The 19527-nt window shown below is 73.8% G+C and carries 19 protein-coding genes and 1 pseudogene; 6 read left to right on the top strand and 14 right to left on the bottom strand.

Translation table 11 applies throughout. The features are described 5' to 3' along the window. Nucleotides 1–93: 93 nt before the first annotated feature. From ABT245_RS32825 to ABT245_RS32815, 3 genes are all read right to left on the bottom strand, one after another. The gene (locus tag ABT245_RS32825) at nt 94–474 is read right to left on the bottom strand and encodes a hypothetical protein (protein ID WP_351740731.1); all 381 of its coding nucleotides are present in this window, start codon (nt 472–474) and stop codon (nt 94–96) included. Nucleotides 475–891: 417 nt separating this feature from the next. After that, nucleotides 892–1818, bottom strand: coding sequence for a MurR/RpiR family transcriptional regulator (locus ABT245_RS32820; protein WP_351740729.1), 927 nt, complete (start codon nt 1816–1818; stop codon nt 892–894). 69 nt (nt 1819–1887) lie between these two features. After that, nucleotides 1888–3693, bottom strand: a complete 1806-nt coding sequence (locus tag ABT245_RS32815) for an ArnT family glycosyltransferase (RefSeq protein WP_502982242.1) — start codon at nt 3691–3693, stop codon at nt 1888–1890. 289 nt (nt 3694–3982) lie between these two features. Here ABT245_RS32815 and ABT245_RS32810 point away from each other — a divergent pair, with 289 nt between their 5' ends. From ABT245_RS32810 to ABT245_RS32800, 3 genes are all read left to right on the top strand, one after another. Further along, entirely contained in the window at nt 3983–4378 is a 396-nt protein-coding gene (locus ABT245_RS32810; protein WP_351740726.1) for a YybH family protein, read from the top strand. A gap of 109 nt (nt 4379–4487) precedes the next feature. Beyond that, nucleotides 4488–5228, top strand: coding sequence for an HAD family hydrolase (locus ABT245_RS32805; RefSeq protein ID WP_351740723.1), 741 nt, complete (start codon nt 4488–4490; stop codon nt 5226–5228). Then, nucleotides 5225–7567 carry a glycoside hydrolase family 65 protein gene (locus tag ABT245_RS32800; RefSeq protein ID WP_351740721.1) on the top strand — a complete coding sequence of 781 codons (2343 nt, stop codon included), beginning with the start codon at nt 5225–5227 and terminating at the stop codon, nt 7565–7567. The genes ABT245_RS32805 and ABT245_RS32800 overlap by 4 nt, the downstream gene beginning before the upstream one ends. Nucleotides 7568–7636: 69 nt before the next feature. Here ABT245_RS32800 and ABT245_RS32795 read toward each other — a convergent pair whose 3' ends face one another. Both ABT245_RS32795 and ABT245_RS32790 read right to left on the bottom strand, forming a co-directional pair. Further along, entirely contained in the window at nt 7637–8530 is an 894-nt protein-coding gene (locus tag ABT245_RS32795) for a M48 family metalloprotease (protein WP_351740719.1), read from the bottom strand. Beyond that, on the bottom strand, nt 8527–8910 hold the full coding sequence (locus ABT245_RS32790; RefSeq protein WP_351740716.1) for a BlaI/MecI/CopY family transcriptional regulator: 384 nt from the start codon (nt 8908–8910) through the stop codon (nt 8527–8529). Before ABT245_RS32790 ends, ABT245_RS32795 begins: the two co-directional genes overlap by 4 nt. 169 nt (nt 8911–9079) lie before the next feature. On the opposite strand from ABT245_RS32790, the gene ABT245_RS32785 reads away from it, so the two are divergent. The 3 genes and pseudogenes from ABT245_RS32785 to ABT245_RS32775 form a co-directional block, all read left to right on the top strand. Continuing rightward, nucleotides 9080–10576, top strand: a complete 1497-nt coding sequence (locus ABT245_RS32785; RefSeq protein ID WP_351740846.1) for a hypothetical protein — start codon at nt 9080–9082, stop codon at nt 10574–10576. After that, the gene (locus tag ABT245_RS32780) at nt 10576–11523 is read left to right on the top strand and encodes a lysylphosphatidylglycerol synthase domain-containing protein (RefSeq protein WP_351740713.1); all 948 of its coding nucleotides are present in this window, start codon (nt 10576–10578) and stop codon (nt 11521–11523) included. Before ABT245_RS32785 ends, ABT245_RS32780 begins: the two co-directional genes overlap by 1 nt. 244 nt (nt 11524–11767) lie before the next feature. Further along, a pseudogene (locus ABT245_RS32775) lies at nt 11768–12223 on the top strand (proteasome subunit beta); the annotation flags it as partial. Between the two features lie 56 nt (nt 12224–12279). Here the strand turns inward: ABT245_RS32775 and ABT245_RS32770 are convergent. The 9 genes from ABT245_RS32770 to ABT245_RS32730 all read right to left on the bottom strand — a co-directional run. Further along, complete coding sequence (locus ABT245_RS32770) at nt 12280–13020, bottom strand: response regulator transcription factor (RefSeq protein WP_351740711.1); 741 nt, start codon at nt 13018–13020, stop codon at nt 12280–12282. Nucleotides 13021–13243: 223 nt separating this feature from the next. Continuing rightward, on the bottom strand, nt 13244–13996 hold the full coding sequence (locus ABT245_RS32765; RefSeq protein WP_351740708.1) for a phosphatase PAP2 family protein: 753 nt from the start codon (nt 13994–13996) through the stop codon (nt 13244–13246). Next, a complete protein-coding gene (locus tag ABT245_RS32760; RefSeq protein ID WP_351740705.1) occupies nt 13993–14595 on the bottom strand; it encodes a phosphatase PAP2 family protein in 603 nt (200 codons plus the stop codon). Before ABT245_RS32760 ends, ABT245_RS32765 begins: the two co-directional genes overlap by 4 nt. Further along, nucleotides 14592–15251, bottom strand: coding sequence for a DedA family protein (locus ABT245_RS32755; RefSeq protein WP_351740702.1), 660 nt, complete (start codon nt 15249–15251; stop codon nt 14592–14594). Before ABT245_RS32755 ends, ABT245_RS32760 begins: the two co-directional genes overlap by 4 nt. Before the next feature lie 112 nt (nt 15252–15363). Then, the gene (locus ABT245_RS32750; protein WP_351740700.1) at nt 15364–16317 is read right to left on the bottom strand and encodes a hypothetical protein; all 954 of its coding nucleotides are present in this window, start codon (nt 16315–16317) and stop codon (nt 15364–15366) included. A gap of 13 nt (nt 16318–16330) precedes the next feature. Then, the gene (locus ABT245_RS32745) at nt 16331–17803 is read right to left on the bottom strand and encodes an APC family permease (RefSeq protein WP_351740698.1); all 1473 of its coding nucleotides are present in this window, start codon (nt 17801–17803) and stop codon (nt 16331–16333) included. Between the two features lie 295 nt (nt 17804–18098). Then, nucleotides 18099–18224 (bottom strand): hypothetical protein, encoded by a 126-nt coding sequence (locus ABT245_RS32740; protein WP_351740695.1) that lies wholly within the window; start codon nt 18222–18224, stop codon nt 18099–18101. Between the two features lie 610 nt (nt 18225–18834). Further along, nucleotides 18835–19041: a hypothetical protein gene (locus ABT245_RS32735; RefSeq protein ID WP_351740693.1), complete on the bottom strand. Its 207-nt coding sequence runs from the start codon at nt 19039–19041 to the stop codon at nt 18835–18837. A 228-nt stretch (nt 19042–19269) separates the two neighbouring features. Further along, nucleotides 19270–19527 (bottom strand): hypothetical protein (locus ABT245_RS32730; protein WP_351740690.1); only part of this gene is annotated, 258 nt, incomplete at its 5' end.

Genomic DNA, 19527 nt, shown 5'->3' with positions numbered 1-19527 from the left:
AGAAGGAGTGGGGCCTCGTCGGACGGCGGGGGCACGCCCGCCGGGACGGGGCACGCCCGCTGTGACGCGGCTCAGCGGGCGCCGGGACGGGGCTCAGCGGTCGGCGGTGTGCGCGACCAGGGCCTCGGTGACCGCGCGCACGCTGCGGGCGATGTGCTGGAGTTGCCGGATCTCGGCCGCGTACAACTTGATCGTGTGCTCGATGACCGACTCGGGCATGCCCAGCGCGGGCAGTTCGGACCGGGCGGTCTGCAACGCCGTACGGGCCACCCGCATCTCGTGGTGGACCTGGATCTGCGCATGCCGGGCGAGCAGCACCGGGTGCCGGATCAGCGCCGGATAGCCGGCGTAGCGGGCCGGTACCAGCTCGCGCAGCCACTTGGCCGCCGAGCGCTCCCAGTCGTAGCTGCCGGGCTGCTTGACCTGGCAGGGCCAGTCCGGACTGATGCGCGTGGTCGTCAGGGGCATGGTCATCGCTTCCGGGTGTGCTGCGTCGTGCGGGGTGGTGCGACGGGTTCGGGCGGCCCTGGCCTAGGGGATGACCGGGGCCGCCACGGGCGAATCGCGCAGGCGATGCCCCACCGAACACCCCAGGTGCCGACGTGGGTAGGGAACGACGGCTCGGGGTGCTCGTTGCGGGGCCCCGGGGGCCGGAGCCGACGCGGTGAGCGGTGCGGCGGCGTGCGCATGGGCGGTCCGGCTTTCTCGGGGCGGTGCGAACAGGTGCGTCCTGGGGTGCGGAAGGCGCCCGGAGGGAAGCCGGGTGCGATCTGTTGAGAGTATTTATATATGCCGTCGTCTTGGCAAGACGCATGAAAACATTCATGACGGATCTGTGGTGAATGATCCCGAACCGTCCCGGTGTCGGGCCGCCGCGGAGCTGCGCGGACTTCAGTCCCTCAGGAAGAACTGGTGCTGCTCGGCGACCTGTTCGTACTCCTCCAGACGCGCCCGGGTGCGCTCGGGATCGGCGTCCGTCATGGCCTGCAGCAGCGCCGCGGACAGCACACCGGGCGCGGCGTACGAATCGAAGACCAGCCGCGAGCCGGTACCGGTGGCGAAGGTGACGTCCGCCTCGTCGGCCAGCGCCCCGAGCGCCAGATCGGTCACCAGGGCGACCCGCAGCCCGGCGCCGCGCGCGACCCGGATCGCGGTAAGGGTCTCCTGCGCGTGCCGCGGCATGCCGAACGCCAGGATCCAGGTGCCGCCCGCCTCACGCGACTGCAGCAGCGCGTCGTACGCCACGCTCCCGCCGCGGGTCACCAGCCGCACATCGGGATGGATACGGCGGGCGGCGTAGGCGAAGTACTCGGCGAGCGACACGGAGATGCGCAGCCCGAGCACGGTGAGCGGGGTCGACCGGGACAGTTCGCGGCCCACCCGGATCACCCGGTCCGGGTCGGCGAAGTCCCGCCGCAGATTCTCCAGGTTCGCGATCTCGGCGTCGACGGCCGCCTGGAGTTCGTTGCTGCGCATCTCCTCGGCCGACCCCGGAGCGCCGCCGGGCAGGGTGGCCAGCGCGATCGACTGGAGCCGCTCCCGCAACGCGGGGTAACCGCTGAAGCCCACGGCCGAGGCGAACCGGGTCACCGAGGGCTGGCTCACGCCCACCCGCTCGGCGAGATCGGTGATCGACAAGAACGCGGCCTCGGTGATGTGCTCGATCAGGTACTGGGCGATCTGCCGCTGGCCCGGGGACAGTCCGTGGCCGTCGAAAAGCTCTCTGAGCTGGGAGGCCGGTGCGGCTTCCGCCTCCGGCACGGTCTTGCCCGAGGTGATCGCGGATGCCTGCGCGCGTGCCTGCTGCGGCGATGGCACCGGGGCGCCTCCTTTGTCTCCCACGAGGACTCAACATAGCTCACGGACCGTGGCGACCCGGGGCCCAGCTCAACGCTGGTAGATCATGATCGAATGACCGACCTGGTCCACGGGGCGGCTGCTGTCGATCAGTTCGGCCAGCCTTCCGCGGGCCTTGGCGACCGACGAGTCGGACACGACCAGCACGCCGCGCACTTCGGACGGCGGCACCCGGCGTGGATCGGCCGCGTGGATGCCGTAGTAGGCGGGTACCCCACTGCCCTTGTAGACGAGCCAGATCCGTTCGCCCCGGTACCGCTCGGCGAGCCGGTCCGCGAGCCGGCCCAGGTCCTGACCCCAGTCCACATTGGAGTCGTGCAGCCGCAGCCGGGTGTCCCCGGGCCCGCCGAACGCCTCGTTGGAGTACGGCAGATAGGCGGGGTAGGTGCGCAGCGAACTGACGGCGACGAACAGCACCAGCGCCCCCGTCACCACCGGCGCCCACCGCCGGCGCGCCGCGAGCACACAGCCCGCCGCGACCGCCAGGAACATCGGTACGAACACGGCGTAGCGGGTGCCGAAGTCCCGTGCCCCGGTCATCGCCGTGGCCAGCAGCACCGCGGGCGGCAGCAGCAGATACGGCGCCGCGGGCCGCAGCCGGCGCACCGCCACGACCGCCGCGGACCCGGCCGCCCCCAGCGCGAGCAGCCCGAGGGGCGTCTTCACCAGCAGGGCGGCCGGAAGGTAGTACCACAGGGAGCCCGTGTACAGGCGACCGAACAGGAAGCCCTGCCACGGGTGCTCCTCCAGGCCGAACTGCATCCGCACCCCCACCCGGTACGCCTCCGGGAACGGCAGCAGCCCGACCAGGCGCCCGCGCAGCCCGTGCAGGGCGGGCACCGACTCGGCGGGAGCGAGACGCAACCGCGGATCGACCGTCAGATAGACGACCCACACCACGGCGACCGCGGTCACCGCCACGACCGCCGCCCCGGCCGCGCACGCCGCCGGCGTCGCGCGCCGGCCGGTCCGCCCCGCGGCGCCCCGGGCCTGCCACACCGACACCGCGGCCAGCGGCATCAGCACCACAACGGCGGGCAGCGCGCTCATTTTGGTCGCCACGGCGGCGCCGAGCGCCGTCCCGGCGAGCGGCAGATACCGCCAGGGCCGCCGTCGCGCCCGCCACACCAGCCAGACCGACGTCAGCACGAACCCGGCCGCCGGAACGTCGAGCGTGGCCAGCGAGCCATGGGCGATGACATCCGGGGAGAAGGTGTACAGGGCGAGCGCGACCAGCCCGCCCACCGGCCCGGCGACCTCCCGCGCGAAGGCCAGGACGACCAGCCCGAACAGCAGCGTCAGCGTGATCACCGGCAGACGGGCCCACAGCATCAGCCGCCACGGATCGTTGCCGGACTCGTACAGCAGATGCCGCCCCACCTGGCCCTGAGTACCGGTGTACGAGGAGTCGTAGTGCGGATCGGCCACCGCCACCCCTGCCATGACGACGAGCTTGCCGAGCGGCGGATGTTCGGGATTGAGCCGCAGCCGGTGCTCGTGCAGGTAGTCGGCGGCGGCGGCCACGTACACCGGCTCGTCGATGGTCGGCGTCTGCTGCACGGCCGCGGTCACCATCGCCACGGCCGACTGCCCGAGCAGCAGCACCACGAGCAGCGGCACCGGCCAGCGGCGGGGGCGGCGCAGCGCCGTGCGCAGCCGCGACCCGAACGCGGCCTTCGTGCGTGCCGGGAGCGGCGGGGTCGCGCCGCCGCCGGGCACCGCAAAGGTCTTGGCTGTTTCGGGTGCCTCGGGTGCCTCGGGTGCCTCGGGTGCCTCGGCTCCCTCGGGGATCTCGGGGATCTCGGGTGTGCGGACCGAGCGCTGTTCGCGTGCCATCTTCCGCCCCGCGGCGCCGAGTCCGACGGCGGCCGGAGCGATCCGGGGCCGCGTCCCGGCCCCGTCGCCGCCCCGCTCCCGCCGCCGGGCATGTCACCGCTGCACGAGTCGTACCGGCAGACCCTCTGCCGTATCCACCGGTACGGCCCGCGACCGGCCCCGGTTCAGCCCGGTGCGGCCCAACCGCCCACGGACGCGGGTCCGCGGTGCGCCGATGAGTTCCCGCGCGGCGCGGAGTCCTCACCTGGACGCCCCCGCCGCCGGGCGGGGCGGGAGGGAGCACCGGAGCGTGTCCGACGACGAGACACAGATCCGCGGCCTGATCACCCGCTGGGCCGAGGCCGTCCACCGCGGCGACCTCGACGGCGTGGCCGCCGCGCACACCGAGGACGTCGTGCTGTTCGACGTGCCGCCGCCGCACGACGGGGTACGCGGAATCGCCGCCTACCGCAAGGTCTGGCCGCCCTTCTTCACCTGGCAGGCGCAGGGCGCCTGTTTCGAGATCGACTCCCTTGAGGTGACCGCCGGCACCGATGTCGCCTTCGCACACGCCCTGTTGCGCTGCGGCACCCCGGCCGAACTCGCCGAACACCCCACCCGGCGGCTGCGCCTGACCATCGGAGCGCGCAAGGAGGACGGCCGCTGGCTGATCGCCCACGAACACCACTCGTTCCCGCACGGCTGACCGGCGCACCGCTCCGGGATGCCGCGGCCGGGTATGAGTTCGCCGAGAAGGACGCCCGATGTGGCACGCGCCACTTAGTGCCGGGCTTGTTGTGGGGAACAGTGCTGGTATGACACAGCTCGGTCTGCCCGACGACATCCTCGCGTGCCTCTTCGACCTGGACGGCGTCGTCACCAAGACGGCCGTCGTGCACGCCGCCGCCTGGAAGGAGACGTTCGACGCCTTTCTGCGCGAGCGGGACGGCGCGCACTTCCGCCCCTTCGACGCCACCGCCGACTACGCCGAGTACGTCGACGGCCGCCCCCGGGCCGACGGCGTACGCACCTTCCTGGCCGCCCGCGGCATCGAACTGCCCGAGGGGCATCCCGACGACCCGCCCGACGCCGCCACCGTGCACGGCCTCGGCAACCGCAAGAACCGGCTGCTCCTGACGAAGATCCGCACCGAGGGCGTCGAACCGTACGAGGGCACCCTGCGCTACATCGAGGCCGTCCGGGCCGACGGGCTGCGCACCGCGATCGTCTCCTCCAGCGCCAACACCGTGGACGTGCTGCGCTCGATCGACGCCGAGCACCTTTTCGACGTCCGTATCGACGGTGTGGTCGCCGCCGAGCGCGGGCTGCCGGGCAAGCCGCACCCCGACACCTTCCTCGCCGCCGCCCGCGATCTGGGCGTGCCGGCGGCGCGGGCCGCCGTGTTCGAGGACGCCCTGGCCGGGATGGACGCGGGCCGTAGCGGGCGCTTCGGGTATGTCGTCGGCGTCGACCGGGTCGGCCGGTCCGACGCCCTGTACGCGCACGGCGCCGACGTGGTCGTCACGGACCTGGCCGAGCTGGGGGGCAAACAGTGATCACCCAACGGGCGTACGCCGTCGAACCGTGGGCCGTGCGCGAGACGGACCTTGGCCTCGACGTCCTGGCGCAGAGCGAGTCCGTGTTCGCCCTGTCCAACGGGCACGTCGGCTGGCGCGGCAACCTCGACGAGGGCGAACCGCACGGGCTGCCCGGCAGCTACCTCAACGGTGTGCACGAACTGCATCCGCTGCCGTACGCCGAGGCCGGCTACGGCTACCCGGAGTCCGGCCAGACCGTCATCGACGTCACCAACGGCAAGATCCTGCGGCTGCTGGTCGACGACGAGCCGTTCGATCTGCGCTACGGCCGGCTCGTCCGCCACGAGCGGACGCTGGATCTGCGCCGCGGCGTCCTGGAGCGGACCTGCGAGTGGACCTCGCCGGCCGGTTCGACCGTACGGGTCCGCGCCACGCGGCTGGTCTCGCTCACCCAGCGGGCGGTGGCCGCCGTGGACTACGAGGTGGAGGCCGTCGGACGTCGCACCCGCGTGGTGATCCAGTCGGAGCTGGTCGCCAACGAGCAACTGCCCGAGTCCGACGCCGATCCGCGGGCGGCGAGGGCGCTCCAGTCACCGCTGGAGCCGGAGGAGGACTTCGCCTCCGGCCACCGGCTGCGACTGGTGCACCGTACCCGGCGCAGCGGTCTGCGGGTCGCCGTGGCCGCCGACCACACGCTCGCCGGGCCCGAGGGGACCACCACACGCAGTGAGAGCACCCCGGACGTGGCCCGGCTGACGGTCACCTCCGTGCTGGAGCCGGGCGCGCGGCTGCGGGTGCAGAAGCTGGTCGCGCACGGCTGGTCCGGGACCCGCTCCCTGCCCGCGATGAGCGACCAGGTCGACGCCGCCCTCGCCGCCGCGGCGCACGGCGGCTGGCCGGGCCTCCTCAGCGAACAGCGCGCCTTTCTGGACGACTTCTGGGAGCGCGCGGACGTCGAGGTGGACGGCGACGAGGAGATCCAACAGGCCGTCAGGTTCGCGCTGTTCCATGTGCTGCAGGCCGGTGTCCGCGCCGAACGGCGGGCGATTCCGGCCAAGGGGCTGACCGGGTCCGGCTACGACGGGCACGCGTTCTGGGACACGGAGATGTTCGTGCTGCCCGTCCTCACCTACACGGCGCCCGAGGCGGTCGCCGAGGTGCTGCGCTGGCGGCACGACACGCTGCCCGCCGCCCGCGAACGGGCGGCCCAACTCGGGCTGGCGGGCGCCGCGTTCCCCTGGCGCACCATCGCGGGCTCGGAAGGGTCGGCGTACTGGCCGGCCGGCACCGCCGCCTTCCATGTGAACGCGGGCATAGCCGACGCCGTGGTGCGCTACGTGACCGTCACGGGGGACCGGCGCTTCGAACGCGAGGCGGGGGTGGAACTGCTGGTGGAGACCGCCCGGTTGTGGCGCTCCCTCGGCCACCACGACCAGCACGGCGCCTTCCACATCGACGGCGTGACCGGCCCGGACGAGTACAGCGCGGTCGTCGACGACAACACGTACACCAACCTCATGGCCCGCGCGAACCTGCTGGCCGCCGCCGATGCCGTCGAACGCCACCCGGGGCAGGCGGACCTGCTCGGCGTCGACGCGGAGGAGAGCGCCGCCTGGCGGGACGCGGCCGAGGCCATGCACATCCCGTACGACGACGAACTCGGCGTGCACGAACAGCACGCCGGCTTCACCCGCCACCAGCGCTGGGACTTCGCCCGCACCCGGCCCGACCAGTACCCGCTGCTGCTGCACTTCCCGTACTTCGACCTCTACCGCAAACAGGTGGTCAAGCAGGCCGACCTGGTGCTGGCCATGTACACATGCGGCGCGTTCTTCGACGAGGAGCACGTCGCGCGCAACTTCGCCTACTACGAGGCGCTCACCGTGCGGGACTCCTCCCTGTCGGCGTGCTGCCAGGCCGTCATCGCCGCCCAGGCGGGCCATCTCGGGCTCGCCCATGACTACACGGCCGAGGCCGCGCTGATGGATCTGGCGGACCTGGAGCACAACACGCGCGACGGGCTGCACATCGCGTCGCTGGCCGGTACCTGGATGGCCCTGGTGGCGGGCTTCGGCGGGCTGCGCCCGCACGGCGACGGCGTGCGGTTCGCGCCGCGGCTGCCCGAGCGGATCAGCCGGCTCGCCTTCAGCCTGTGTCTGTTCGGCCGCCGCCTGCGCGTGGAGATCCACGCGGACAAGGCGACCTACACGCTGCTGGACGGCCCGCCGCTCGCGCTCCACCACCACGGGGAACCGCTGACGGTGCGCACCGACGAACCGGTGATCCGCGCCGTGCCACCGCTTACGGCACGCCCGGCCCCCGACCAGCCCGAACACCGCCGCCCGCAGCACGCCTGACGGAGCGACACCGGCGCCGGGCAGCGGGTCGGCTGGGCGCTCCCGTACGCCCGTGTCCGGGTCGGGTGTTCAGAGGAGGAGGCTGGTCAGGGGGGTCAGGAGGTCGTTTGTGGCGTCGGCGGCGCAGAGGGTGGACAGGGCGCCGAGGGCGAGGACGGCGAGTGCGGCGGTCCACAGGTGTGGGGGTGGTGCCGTCTGCAGGGCGGCGATCCGCCGGGTGACGGCCCGGTCGGCGAAGCGGAGAGCGCATGCCGCCCGGGCGCGGCCGGCGGTGAGTGCGGCCCGGGCCAGGGCGCGCGCGGTCGCCCCGCGGTCCCCGACCGCTTCCGCGGCCTGCTCGTCGGCCCAGCGTTCCACCAGGAACGCCACGGCCCGACGGGTCGGGGCGAGCAGCGGATCGGCCGCGGCGGCCAGCGCGACCGCCGTCACCAACGCCCCGTGGCGATGGGCGAGATGGGCCCGCTCATGGGCGAGCAGCACCCGCCGCTCGGCCGGCTCGAGCGCGCCCAGCATGGCGGAGGTCACCAGGATCCGTCCCGGACGGCCCGGGATGGCGAACGCCTGCGGCACGGGGGAGGCGGCGACGATCAGTTCGGTGTCCGCGGGATGCCCCTGGGCAAGGCGCCGCAGGGCCCGCCGGGTGGCGCGTTCGGCCCGCACCGCGCGGTGCACCCGCCAAGCGACGACGGCCAGCGCCGCGCACGCCGCGATGCCGATCCCCTCGGGCACCGGGTCGACCAGCCGGTGCCCGTCCTCGTGGGCCTCGGCGACCACCGAGGGCGCGCTGCCGACCAGCGCGGTGGCCAGCAGCACCAGGGACCAGGTGGTGGCCGCCGCGGTGAGCACGGCCGCGGCGGTGAGCACGCGGGCGGCCAGCGCCGGGGCCATCCGGCGGCCGATCACCGGGCTGACGGCGGGCAGCAGCAGCGACAGCAGCAGCGGTGTGTAGACGTCCACCCTCATACGCCGCCCCCGCCCAGCAGGTCGCGCAGGGCCCGCTCCTCCTCGACGCTCAGCCCGGTCACGAACTGCTGGAGTGCGGCGATCGGGTCCGGGCCGCGGTCCAGGGCCTCGTGCATGGCCTCGGCGGTCAGCTCAGCCGCGTTCTTCGCCGGCCGGTACGCGCCGCGCCGACCGTCGGCGTCCCGCAGCACAAGTCCCTTGTCGTACAGCCGTTTGAGGATGGTGTGTACGGTGTTGTAGGCGAGCGCGCCGTCGATGTCCGCCTGGACCTCGGCGGGGGTCAGCGGCCGTTCGGTCGCCCAGAGCGCGGCCAGCACCTCGCTCTCCAACTCCCCGGCGCTGCGCCGTTCCGCCCTGCCGCGGGAATCCGTGCCAGCCATGCCCCCAACCTTACAGCGCGTAGGGCCGTCCTACTGATGGCCGCAGATGCACCGCACGGCCCGTCGAGGAGGGTTATTTTGCTCGTGTTTGTCCTCGGCTCCCACCCCCGGCGCTACGGCCGGTAGGGTGTCGGAAACCCTACACGTTGTAGGGCTGGAGGGGTGGATGATGGCCGGCAGCGCGAATGTCACACTCACCGGGACGCGCCGCGACGGACGGCGCCCCCGATCCGGCGTCAGCCGCATGTTCCGCGGGAACCGCCCGCCGGCCGCCGTGGCCGCCGCCTTCACCCTCGCCCAACTCGCCCTCGTACGGCCCGGCATGGGCCTCGGCTGGGACGAGACCGTGTATGTCAGCCAGGTCAGCGGGCACGCCCCCGCCGCCTTCTTCAGCGCGCCCCGCGCCCGCGGCATCTCCCTGCTCGTCGCGCCGGTGACCAGTTGGTCCTCGTCCACACCGCTGCTGCGCGGCTATCTCGCCGTGCTCTCCGGACTCGCCCTGTTCCTGGCACTGCGCGCCTGGCGGGGCCTGTTCCCGGTGCGCGTCCTGGCCCTGGCGGGCGGCCTGTTCGCCTCCCTGTGGGTGACCCTCTTCTACGGCCCGCAGGCCATGCCCAACTACTGGGTCGCGGTCGGCGCGCTCGCCGCCGTGGCCTGCTTCCTGCGCGCCCGCGCCGACCGGGCCGACCGCGCCGCGCTGTGGGGCCTGGCCGCGAGCGCGGCGCTGATGGCCTGGATGCGGCCCACCGACGCGGTCTGGACCACCCTGCCGCTGCTCGCCGTCGCCCTGTACCGCCGCCACTGGCGCCCGCTCGCCGCCCTCCTGGCCGGTCTCGCGGCCGGCGCCGTCCAGTGGGTCATCGAGGCGTACGTGAGCTACGGCGGCCTCGCACAGCGGCTGTCCGACGCCTCGGCCATCCAGGGCGGCCTCGGCCGGCACCTCGCCGTCGCCGACCAACTGCGCAGCCTCGGCGGCCGTGCCCTGTGCCGGCCGTGCACCGGGGAGATGCCCCATCCGCTGGTCACGGTGTGGTGGTTCGTGCTGCCCGTGCTCGCCCTGTACGGCCTGGCCGTCGCCGTACGGGCCCGGCGCACCGCCGGCACCCTGCTGCCCTCGCTCTGCGCGGCCACCGCCGCCTTCCCCTACCTGTTCATGATCGGATACGCGGCGCCCCGCTTCCTGCTGCCCGCCTACGCCCTGCTCGCCATCCCGGTGGCCGGCGCGCTCGTCCACCTCGCGACCGCGACCGTGACCGCGACCGGCCGGGTCCGGCGGACGGCGGTCGTCGGCCTGGTCGCGGCCGGACTCGTCGCACACCTGGCGGTGCAGATCGCCGTGCTGGAGCACACCGTCGCCCGCACCACGGCCGCCCACCGCGACTGGGCGCGCACCGCGGCCGAACTGCACCGCCTGGGCGTCCGGCCGCCCTGCCTGCTCACCGGGCAGGACGCCATCCCGATCGCCTTCTACGCCGGCTGCTCCTCGGCCGCGACCTCGGGCCACAACGCCAACACCACCCGGGCGGGCATCGAACAGGCCGCGCTCCGCACCCCCGTGGCCACGCTCGTGCCGGCGGGCGGCCGACCACCCGCGTACGCGCGCTCCTGGCCGTCCACCGCCTTCGGCGGACTGCGCCTCTACCACGTCACACCGGCGGCCGGCTGATGCCGGCCCCCGCGGACCTCGCCACCGCCGCCGGCCGGCGGCGCGCCTACTGGCACACCGGCTGCTGCCTCGCCGTGCTCGTCGTCGCCGCCTGGCTGGCCCGGCGGCACTGGCCCACCGTCGAGACGGGCGCCGTGCGGCTGGCCTTCGCCGACCAGGGCTGGCTGCTGGTGGGTGCCACCGCGGCGGTCGCCACCTGGGCGTCCGCGGCACTCGCCCAGCAGGGCGCGGTGCCGCGCCGGCTGCCCGGCGGCCGGCTGGTGGCCGCGCAGTTCGCCGCCTCCGCCGCCAACCATGTGCTGCCCGCCGGGCTCGGCGCGGGTGCCGTCAACCTCCGCTTCCTGATGCGCTGCGGGCTCCCGGCGGGCCGTGCGGCCAGCGCCCTCGCGGTCAAGGCCACCGCGGGCGCCGCCGCCCGGGGCGCGCTGATCGCGGCGCTCGCCGCGGCCTGCCCCGGTCTGCTGCGCCTGCCGCGCATCCCCCCGGTCGCGTTCGGCGCCGCCCTCGCCGCCGTCGCCCTCCTGGCGGTTGTGCCGCGCACCCGGCTGTGGCCCCGCTGCCGGCGGGCCGTCGGGGCGGTGCTCGCCGATGTCCGCGCCGTGCACGCGAGACCGCCCCGCGCCGCCGCCCTGTGGGGCGGCTCGCTGGCCTTCGCCGCGCTGCACTGCTTGGTGCTGATCGCCGTCACCCAGGCCGTCGAACTGCCGCTGTCCCCGCTCCGGGTAGCGCTGCTGTACCTCGCCGCCAGCAGCGCCGCCGCCCTGCTGCCCACCCCGGGCGGCATCGGCTCCCTGGACGCCGCGCTCGCCTTCGCACTCACCGTCAACGGGGCCCCGGGCGCCGCGGCGGCCTCCGCCGTGCTCGGCTACCGTCTGCTGACCGTGTGGCTGCCCCTGGTTCCGGGCCTGCTGGTGCTCGGAGTACTGATGCGGCGCAACGCGCTGTGAACGGCACGGCGTTGCTTTCAGGCCTGCGTCAGGCAGATCTTTCGGGCCCGCGTCAGGCAGAGCCGCATGCCGGCGAAGCCCGAACCGGACGACGCCGCACAACGACAGCGCCGTACAACGACAACGCCGAACGACGCCGGACAACGACAACGCCGTACAACGACAACGCCGAACGACGCCGCACAACGACAGCGCCGGACGGCGACGGACGAGACGAACGACGCCGGACGAGGGGGGGAATGCCGTGGTGGGAGACGACACCGGCGGGCGGCTGGGGGAGGAGTCTTCACACCCGGCAGCGCGTCCAACGCCGAGTTCCTCGCCACGCACCGGCCCGAACTGCTGCCGACGCGCCCACCGTCCCCGGACGGGGTACGGGCCCCGTTCCCGGACGGGGTACGGGCCGCGGACGACGGGTTCCCGCACGGCACCACGGTGCTCGCCCTCGCCTACCGCGACGGCGTGCTGATCGCCGGCGACCGCCGGGCCACCATGGGCGACCTGATCGCCCAGCGCGACCTGGAGAAGGTGCACCCCGCGGACCACCACGCGGCGGTCGCCTTCGCGGCACGGTCGGGTCGGCGCCGGACATCTGGACATGGTGAGGCCCCATCAGGTCGAGTTGGCGCACTTCGAGAAGACGGAGGGCATCCCCATGGCCCTCAATGCCGAGGCGACCCGGTCGGCGGACCTGATCCGGTAGAACCTCGGCCAGGTTGTCCGGTCCGCGGTGAACGGGCGGTCGGCGACGAGGCCCTAGGAAAGGTCCGTCTCCAGTCGGTAGCCGTGTCCGCGCAGGGTGGAGATCCGGGGCAGCAGCACCGGACGCGGCGCGGTCCGGGCCGCGCCGGCCAGGCGGTGGCGCAGGCTCGCCACGGTGACGTCGAGAGCCGCCGCCGCTCCTGCGGGGTCCTCCTCCCGCACCCGGGCCGCCAGCGCCTGCCGGGTCACGGCCGTGTCCGAGTACCGGGCGAGCACGACGAGCACGGCAAACTCCTCGGGTGCCAGCGGCACTTCGGCGTCGCCCAGGGTGCAGCGCCGGGCCGCCGCGTCGATCACGAGGTCGCCGAGGCGGACCGGATCGCTCAGCGGGGCCGCCGAGTACCGGGGGCGCAGATGCACCCGCAGCCGGCTCAGGAGCGCGTCGAGGCCGAACGGTTTCGCCAGATGGTCGTCGGCGCCCGCCTCCCTCCCGGCGACCACGTCGGCGCCGTCCTCGCGGGAGGTGAACACCACGATCCGCAGATGGGGGAACCGGTCCCGCACCCTGCGGGCGACGTCGAGGCCGTCCATGTCCGGCAGCCCCAGGTCCAGCAACAGCGCGTGGTACGGCGCCCGTTCGGTCTCGGCCAGTGCATCGGCCCCGGTGCGGCTCCAGGTCGGCGCATAGCCGCCCCCGCGCAGTCCGCTCTCCAGCCGGTGGCCGATCGTGTCGTCGTCCTCGACGAGGAGCACGCGGAAGGGGCGGGGGTCCGGTGCTGCCGCGGGTGTGCGCATGACCACCAGCGTAGAGCGGGCCCCGCGGAGGAGCGGCGGGCGGTCAGGACGCGTTCAGGTTTCCGAGGGCAGCGTCGGGCCTCATGACATCACAGACCTCCCGGACCCCCGTGGCCGCAACCGTGGCCCCCGGCCGCGCTGGGACAAGGTGCCCGAAGTCACCGTCTACTTCTGGGTGATCAGGCGCTGTGCACCACCGTCGGCGAGAGGGCGGCCGACCCGCTCAACGAGAAGGCGGGCCTTCGCCTGACCGGTGTGTCGAGTCCGTCGGGTTCGTCGGGTTCGTCGCGTTCCTTGCGTGCTTCGAGTCCGGCGTGCTCACCGGGCCGGTGACGAGCCGGGCGGGCAGCCACCGGGCCGCCGCGTACAGGCAGACACCGAGCCAGCCGGCCGCGAACAGCCAGCCGCCGAGCACGTCGGTGAACCAGTGCACCCCGAGATGGACCCGGGTCAGCCCGACCAGCACGCCCCAGCAGCCGACGGCCAGGCACAGGGGCGTTCTGCCGCGCGGGGCACGCACCCAGATCGCCAGGATCACCAGCCCGGCGGTGAGGGCCGCCGTGGTGCTGTGGCCCGAGGGGAAGGCCCAGCCCGAGGCGTGCGTCCGCCAGTCGGGCAGGGGCGGGCGGGCCCGTGCGACCAGCTCCATGACGCCGTGGCGCGCGGCCTGTCCCGCGCCGAGGCAGGCCGCGCCCAGCAGCACGGCGAGCAGCCGCTGCCACGCGGTGCGGCCCGCGACCAGCGCGGCCACCACCACCAGGGCGTACGGCAGCACACCCGTGCCGGTGGCGGTCAGCCCGCGGGCCGCGGCGAGCGCCACGGCCGGGCGGTGGCCGAGGGACCAGTGCAGCAGGGCCTCGTCCGGGAACAGCGGAGCGCCGTGGGCGCCGGCCACGACCGCGGCCAGCACCCCGAAGGCGGTCCAGGCGACGAGCCCGATGCCGCCCGCGAGTGCGGCGATGGCCTTGCGGTTCATGACACCAGGAGCGGGCGCAGCCGGGTCGCCGACAGCCGTCGGGCGAGCCCGCCCGGCCATCGCCGCAGCACCGTCATCGACACGAACGCGACGAGAGCGCCGAGCACGACGCCCGCGAGGACGTCATGCGGATAGTGGACGCCGATCCACACCCGGGAGACCGCCATGGCGCCCGCGGCCACGGCGGCGACGGCGCCCAGCCGGCGGGAGACGAAGCAGAGGGCCACCGCCGCGGCGGCCGCGATCGCCGCGTGATTGCTCGGGAACGACCAGTCGCCCGGCGCCGGACACGCCTCCAGGGTGCTGACCCGCAGGCTCCGGCACGGCCGGCTCTCCCGCACCAGCGTCTTGAGCCCGCTGTCCACGCCGAACGCCGCGAGCACGGCCACCGGAACGGCCAGTGCCGTCAGGGCGGCCCCCGCCCCCGCGCGGCGCGCACGCCACCAGCCGATGGTCATCAGCACCGCGAAGAGGGCCAGGCCGTAGGCCGACCAGGCCGTCACCGCGTCGTCGAGCCAGCTGGGTGAGCGGTGCGCCAGCCCCACGACGTCCGCGTAGGACTCCCCGTCGAGCGCCATGGGCGAGAACGCGTGGATCACCGGGCCTCCTTCGTCGCCCTGCGGGAACGCAGCACCTCGGCGACGAGCGGGATCAGGGACACCGCCACGATCACCGCGATCACCGGCAGCAGATATCTGTCGATGTTCGGAACGGAGGAGCCCAGCGCATACCCGGCCAGGGTCAGGCCGACGCTCCACACCAGTCCGCCGATCACCTGCCACACCGTGAACGTACCGGCGGGCACGCCGAGTGCCCCGGCCATCGGATTGAGCACCGTGCGCACCACCGGTACGAACCGGGCGAGGACGATCGCCTTCGCGTGCCCGTAGCGGTCGAGCAGTTCCTCGGCGCGCCGCGCGCCCTCGTGCAGCCGCGCCGAGCGGCTGCGCGCGAGCAGCGTGCGGCCCGCGTTGCGGCCGAGCAGATATCCGCACTGCGAGCCGGCCAGCGCCCCCACCGCCGCGGCGACCAGCAGCGGGCCCAGGGACAGCCGCAGCCCCTGGTCGGCGGTGCCGGTGCACAGCAGGCCAGCCGTGAACAGCAGCGAGTCGCCGGGCAGGAAGAAACCGATCAGCAGCCCCGTCTCGGCGAAGAGCACCACGCCGACGCCCAGCACGCCGAAGGCGGCCAGCAGCGAGTGGGCATCCAGCACGTTGACAGCGAGCTGCGACGACAGGTGTGCAGCAGTGATCATCGTCGCGCGCCCCTTCATTCGACTACATGGACGTAGACGGTCTACGGAACTGTAGACGATCGACGGGCGTTCCGCGTTCCCGGCCCAGGCCGCCGAGGGCCGGGACACGCCGTCATAGCCCCAGGTCGCCGCGCCGGCGTATGAGTTGGTTCTCCGGGTCGCCCGTGTAGGACCACGGGACGCGGGTGGCGCGGCGGCCCATCCTGCGCAGCACGGCCGCGGCGATGTCCCTGGTGCCCGCGTGGCAGGCCGCATGGGCGAGATGGTTCAGGTCGCGCAACTCGGCCGGGGCGACGGCGGCGTCGTCCCGGCCCGCGAGCCACCGGTGCCAGGTGCGGCGCACATCGCTGACCGCGCCGTCGTGGCTCCAGTGCTGGCCCAGGCCGACCGCCGTGTGCTGCCCCTGCGCGCTGTCCAGGGCGTAGCGGAACTCCTCGACCCGGGCGTACTGCACCAGCACCGGCAGCGCGCAGCCGGGCGGCGCGACCCCCGCCGCGTCCCGGGCGAAGTCGTACATCAGGCCATGGCTGCCGTGCCAGCGCGCCGAGTAGTAGTGCAGCACCTGGAGATGGCCCTCCACGCTGTAGCGGTCGCGCCGGTGCAACTCGTCCCACCAGCGGGCCAGTTCCCGTCGTCGTACCCCCGTCGGATACAGCCGGGCCACCGAGATCAGCGAGACCCACGGCGTCGGGTCCTGCGGCCATGCCTCGGTGGCCCGCAGACAGGCAAGCACGGCGGTGTCGATCCGTTCCCGGTCGATCGGCACACCCCGGCCCGCCGCGATGGCCAGTGTGAAGGCCCGTACCGTCTCCGTCGCCGCGCGCAGCACCAGCGCGTCGGCGCTGTGCGGCTCGGCGGCCAGCCAGGACTCCACCGTCGTACTGCCCGCGCACGCCTGGGCCAGCAGCCGCACCCGGTGCCCCCGCGAGAGCCAGTCGGCGCCGGTGACCCGCAGCAGGTCACGGAGCCCCTGCCAGCGGCCGATCACGATGTCGTGGCGGGCGGAGGTGAGCAGCGCGTCCCCGCAGTCGGGGTCGAAGTCGGGGGTGAAACGTTCCCGCGCCATGGGACTCGTCCCCTCAGAAGTCGGTGGGGAGGCCCTCATGGACGTGGGAGCGCGCGACCGTGCGATCGTCGAGGACGTACCCGGCATCGACGGTGCGCGTGGCGTCCAGCCTGGCCGGCCGGTAGTAGTCGCTGCCCCGGTGCCAGTACCAGAGCATCGGCACCAGTCCGACGGCCAGGCCGCCGATGCCGATCGCCACGGCGGCACCGCTGAGTTCGCCCAGTGACTCGACGAAGACCCAGAACATGAACAGCGAGCCGAACAACGGCCACAGACCGCCGAGGACGAACCGGGCCGGCGAGGTGAACAGCAGCTTGCGGTAGGCGACGACCGCCGCGAGCCCCGCGAGACCGTAGTACACGGCGATCTGCAGGCCGATCGCCGAGATCGCGTCGGAGAGGACCTCACCGACCGAGCCGAGGACGTTGGCGGCGACGAGCATCGCCAGCGCCACCACGCCGACCAGGGTGATCGCCACCCACGGTGTGTTCCAGGTGCGGTGCACCCGGCCCAGCGCGGACGGCATCGTGCGGTCCCGGCCCATCGCGAACAGCGACCGCGTCACCTGGATGAGCGTCGTCTCCAGGGTGGCGACGGTGGACAGCATCACCGAGACGACCAGCAGTTTGCCGCCCCAGCCGGGCCAGATCTCCTCGCCGAGCACGGCCAGCACATTGGCCGAGTTCCGGGCGATCTGCCCCGAGGAGAGGATGACGTTCACGGCGATCGTGAACGCCTCGAACACCAGGAACACCACCCCCAGTCCGACCAGGCCCGCGAGTCCGGTCGTACGACGGCTGTTGCGGGTCTCCTCGCTCAGATTGCTCGCGACGTCCCAGCCCCAGTAGTAGAAGACGGCGATCAGCGCGCCCGAGGCGAACCCGGACATCCCGTCGAACTGGCCGAAGCCCAGCCAGGACCAGTCGAACGGGCGGGCGTTGCCGGTGTGCAGGACGGCCAGTACCGCGAACAGCGCCAGCAGGGCCAACTCCACGCCGGACACCAGCAGTTGCGCCCGTACGGCGAGCCGGGCACCGCCCAGCACGACGCCGAGCATGAGCAGGAACCAGCCGGCGCCCACCACCGTGGCCAGGGCGGTGTCCTTGGCCAGCCGCTCGTCGAACAGCGCGAGCGTCATCGAACCGGCGGGCAGCGACCCGGCCACCATGAAGATGGTCGCCGAGACCACCAGCGCCCAGCCGCTGACGAAGCCGAGGCACGGATGCAGCGTGCGTCCCACCCACGAGTAGCCGGCGCCCGCGTTCACATCGATCCGGCCGAGCTGCGCGAACGCCAGCGCGATGCCCAGCATCGGGACCGCGCAGTACAGCAGCACCGCCGGGCTGGCCAGGCCCACCGCGCCGACCAGCACGGCGGTGGTGGCGGCCAGCGAGTAGGCCGGAGCGCTGCCCGCGACGGCCATGACGACGGTGTCGAACGTGCCGAGGGCATTGGCCTGCAGCCCTCTGCCCCTGCTGTTGCTCATGGTTGCGCTGCTTTCCGGTCGTGCACGGCGCCCGGGCGGCCCGGCCCGACGGCGTACGAAGTGGGGGGTGCGGACCCGTCACGGACCCGGAGAGGGGTGGCCTCGGGGTCGGCGGCGCGCCATGGGGAGGAAAGGAGGCGGTGGGCACCGTTCAGCCCTGCGTCGGCGTGCGGTTACACCGAGTGTGGGTGTGATGATAGCGGTGCCCCTCATCCCTTCAGGATTGACCAGCGGGTAATCTCACGGATCGCCTGGCACTCCAACTCCCGCCAGCGCAAACGCCCTTCGCGGCCGGTCAGTCGGCCGGCCGGTCGATCTGCCGCAGCTTGTCGATGGCATCGAGGGCGGCGACCCGGCGGCCGAGCGTGGCCGCGGCGATGACGGCCGTCCGACCACCGGGCCCGCATCTGTCGCGCCACACGGCTTGCGGTCGCGCGGCCCCGTGACGCTGGCCGTGGGCTGTGGTTGTGGGACGGGGGTGGGTTGGTCGGGCCTCTGGGTGGGTCGCGTCGTACGGGTTGTGGTCGCGCGGTCTTGTGAGGTCGGCCGTGGGCTGTGGTTGTGCGACGGGGGTGGGTTGGTCGGGCCTCTGGGTGGGTCGCGTCGTGCGGCGGTTGTGGTGGCGCGGTCTTGTGAGGTCGGCCGTGGGCCGTGGGTGTCGGACGGGCGTGGGTTGGTCGGGCCTCTGGGTGGGTCGCGTCGTGCGGCGGTTGTGGTGGCGCGGTCTTGTGAGGTCGGCCGTGGGCCGTGGGTGTCGTACGGGCGTGGGTTGTTCCGGCCTCTGGGTGGGTCGCGTCGTACGGCGGTTGTGGTTGTGTGCCGTTACGGCATGTTTTTTCATGGCGCGTGGGCCCTGGGGCCGGCCGTGGGCGGAGGTTGACGGCCGACCGCGGGTTGCGCAGTACGGCGGACGCGGTCGCCCGGCCGGCCGTGGGCCGGGGGTTTCGGTCGGCTGGGGGCGCGTTGTTCGGCGGGTGTGTGGCCGGTCAGATCACCGTCGCCTGGTCGCCGGTGCCGGAGGTGGCCGTGGGCTACGGCAGCAGTTTTTCGATGGCGGCCGGGCCCTCCGCGGCCAGTTTTCGACGGGCCCATTCGAGGGTGGCCGGGGTGATGTCCCTGCCGGTGGCGAGGACCAGGTCCTCCGGGCCGAGACCGGAGCCGGGGGCGGAGTGGAGCAGGGCGTCCGGGGTGCAGCGGTCGTCGGGCGACCGGGATGTTTCGGGTTCTGACGTCGACATGATGTCTCCTCCTCGGGTCCGTGTGGCCGCATCGGTACCCGTGCCGCGAGACCGTGGCACACTCTCACGATTCACCGCCACGGCCCGCCCTGCATCCGGAAGAGCGCCCCAGCCGCGCCGCCGCCCGCCCTGCCGTCACCTTGCCTCGCCGCCGTGCACCGCTGCCTCGCAGCGCCGCTTTGCTGCCCTGCCGCTACCTCGCCGCTGCCTTGCCTCGCCGCCTCTCCGCTACTTTGCCGCACCGCCGCCCGCCTCGCGGTCCCACCGCCGTCCCACCGCTGCCTCTCCGCCCCGCTGTCGTGCCGCCTCGCCGCGCCGTCGCCCTGCCTCGCAGCGCCGCTCCGCTGCCCTGCCGCCTCGCCGCGCCGCCGCCCGCCTCTCCGCCCCGCTGTCCCACCAGGCCGCTGCCTCGCCACCCCGCTGCCGCACCGCCGCCCGCCTCACCGCCGCCTTGCCGCGCCGCCGTGCTCCGCTGCCTCGCAGCGC

The organism is Streptomyces sp. NPDC001508, assembly GCF_040298665.1.
Classification (GTDB): Bacteria; Actinomycetota; Actinomycetes; order Streptomycetales; family Streptomycetaceae; genus Streptomyces.
The sequence above is the reverse complement of the archived record's forward strand: the minus strand, read 5'-3'. Positions and strand labels throughout refer to the sequence as shown.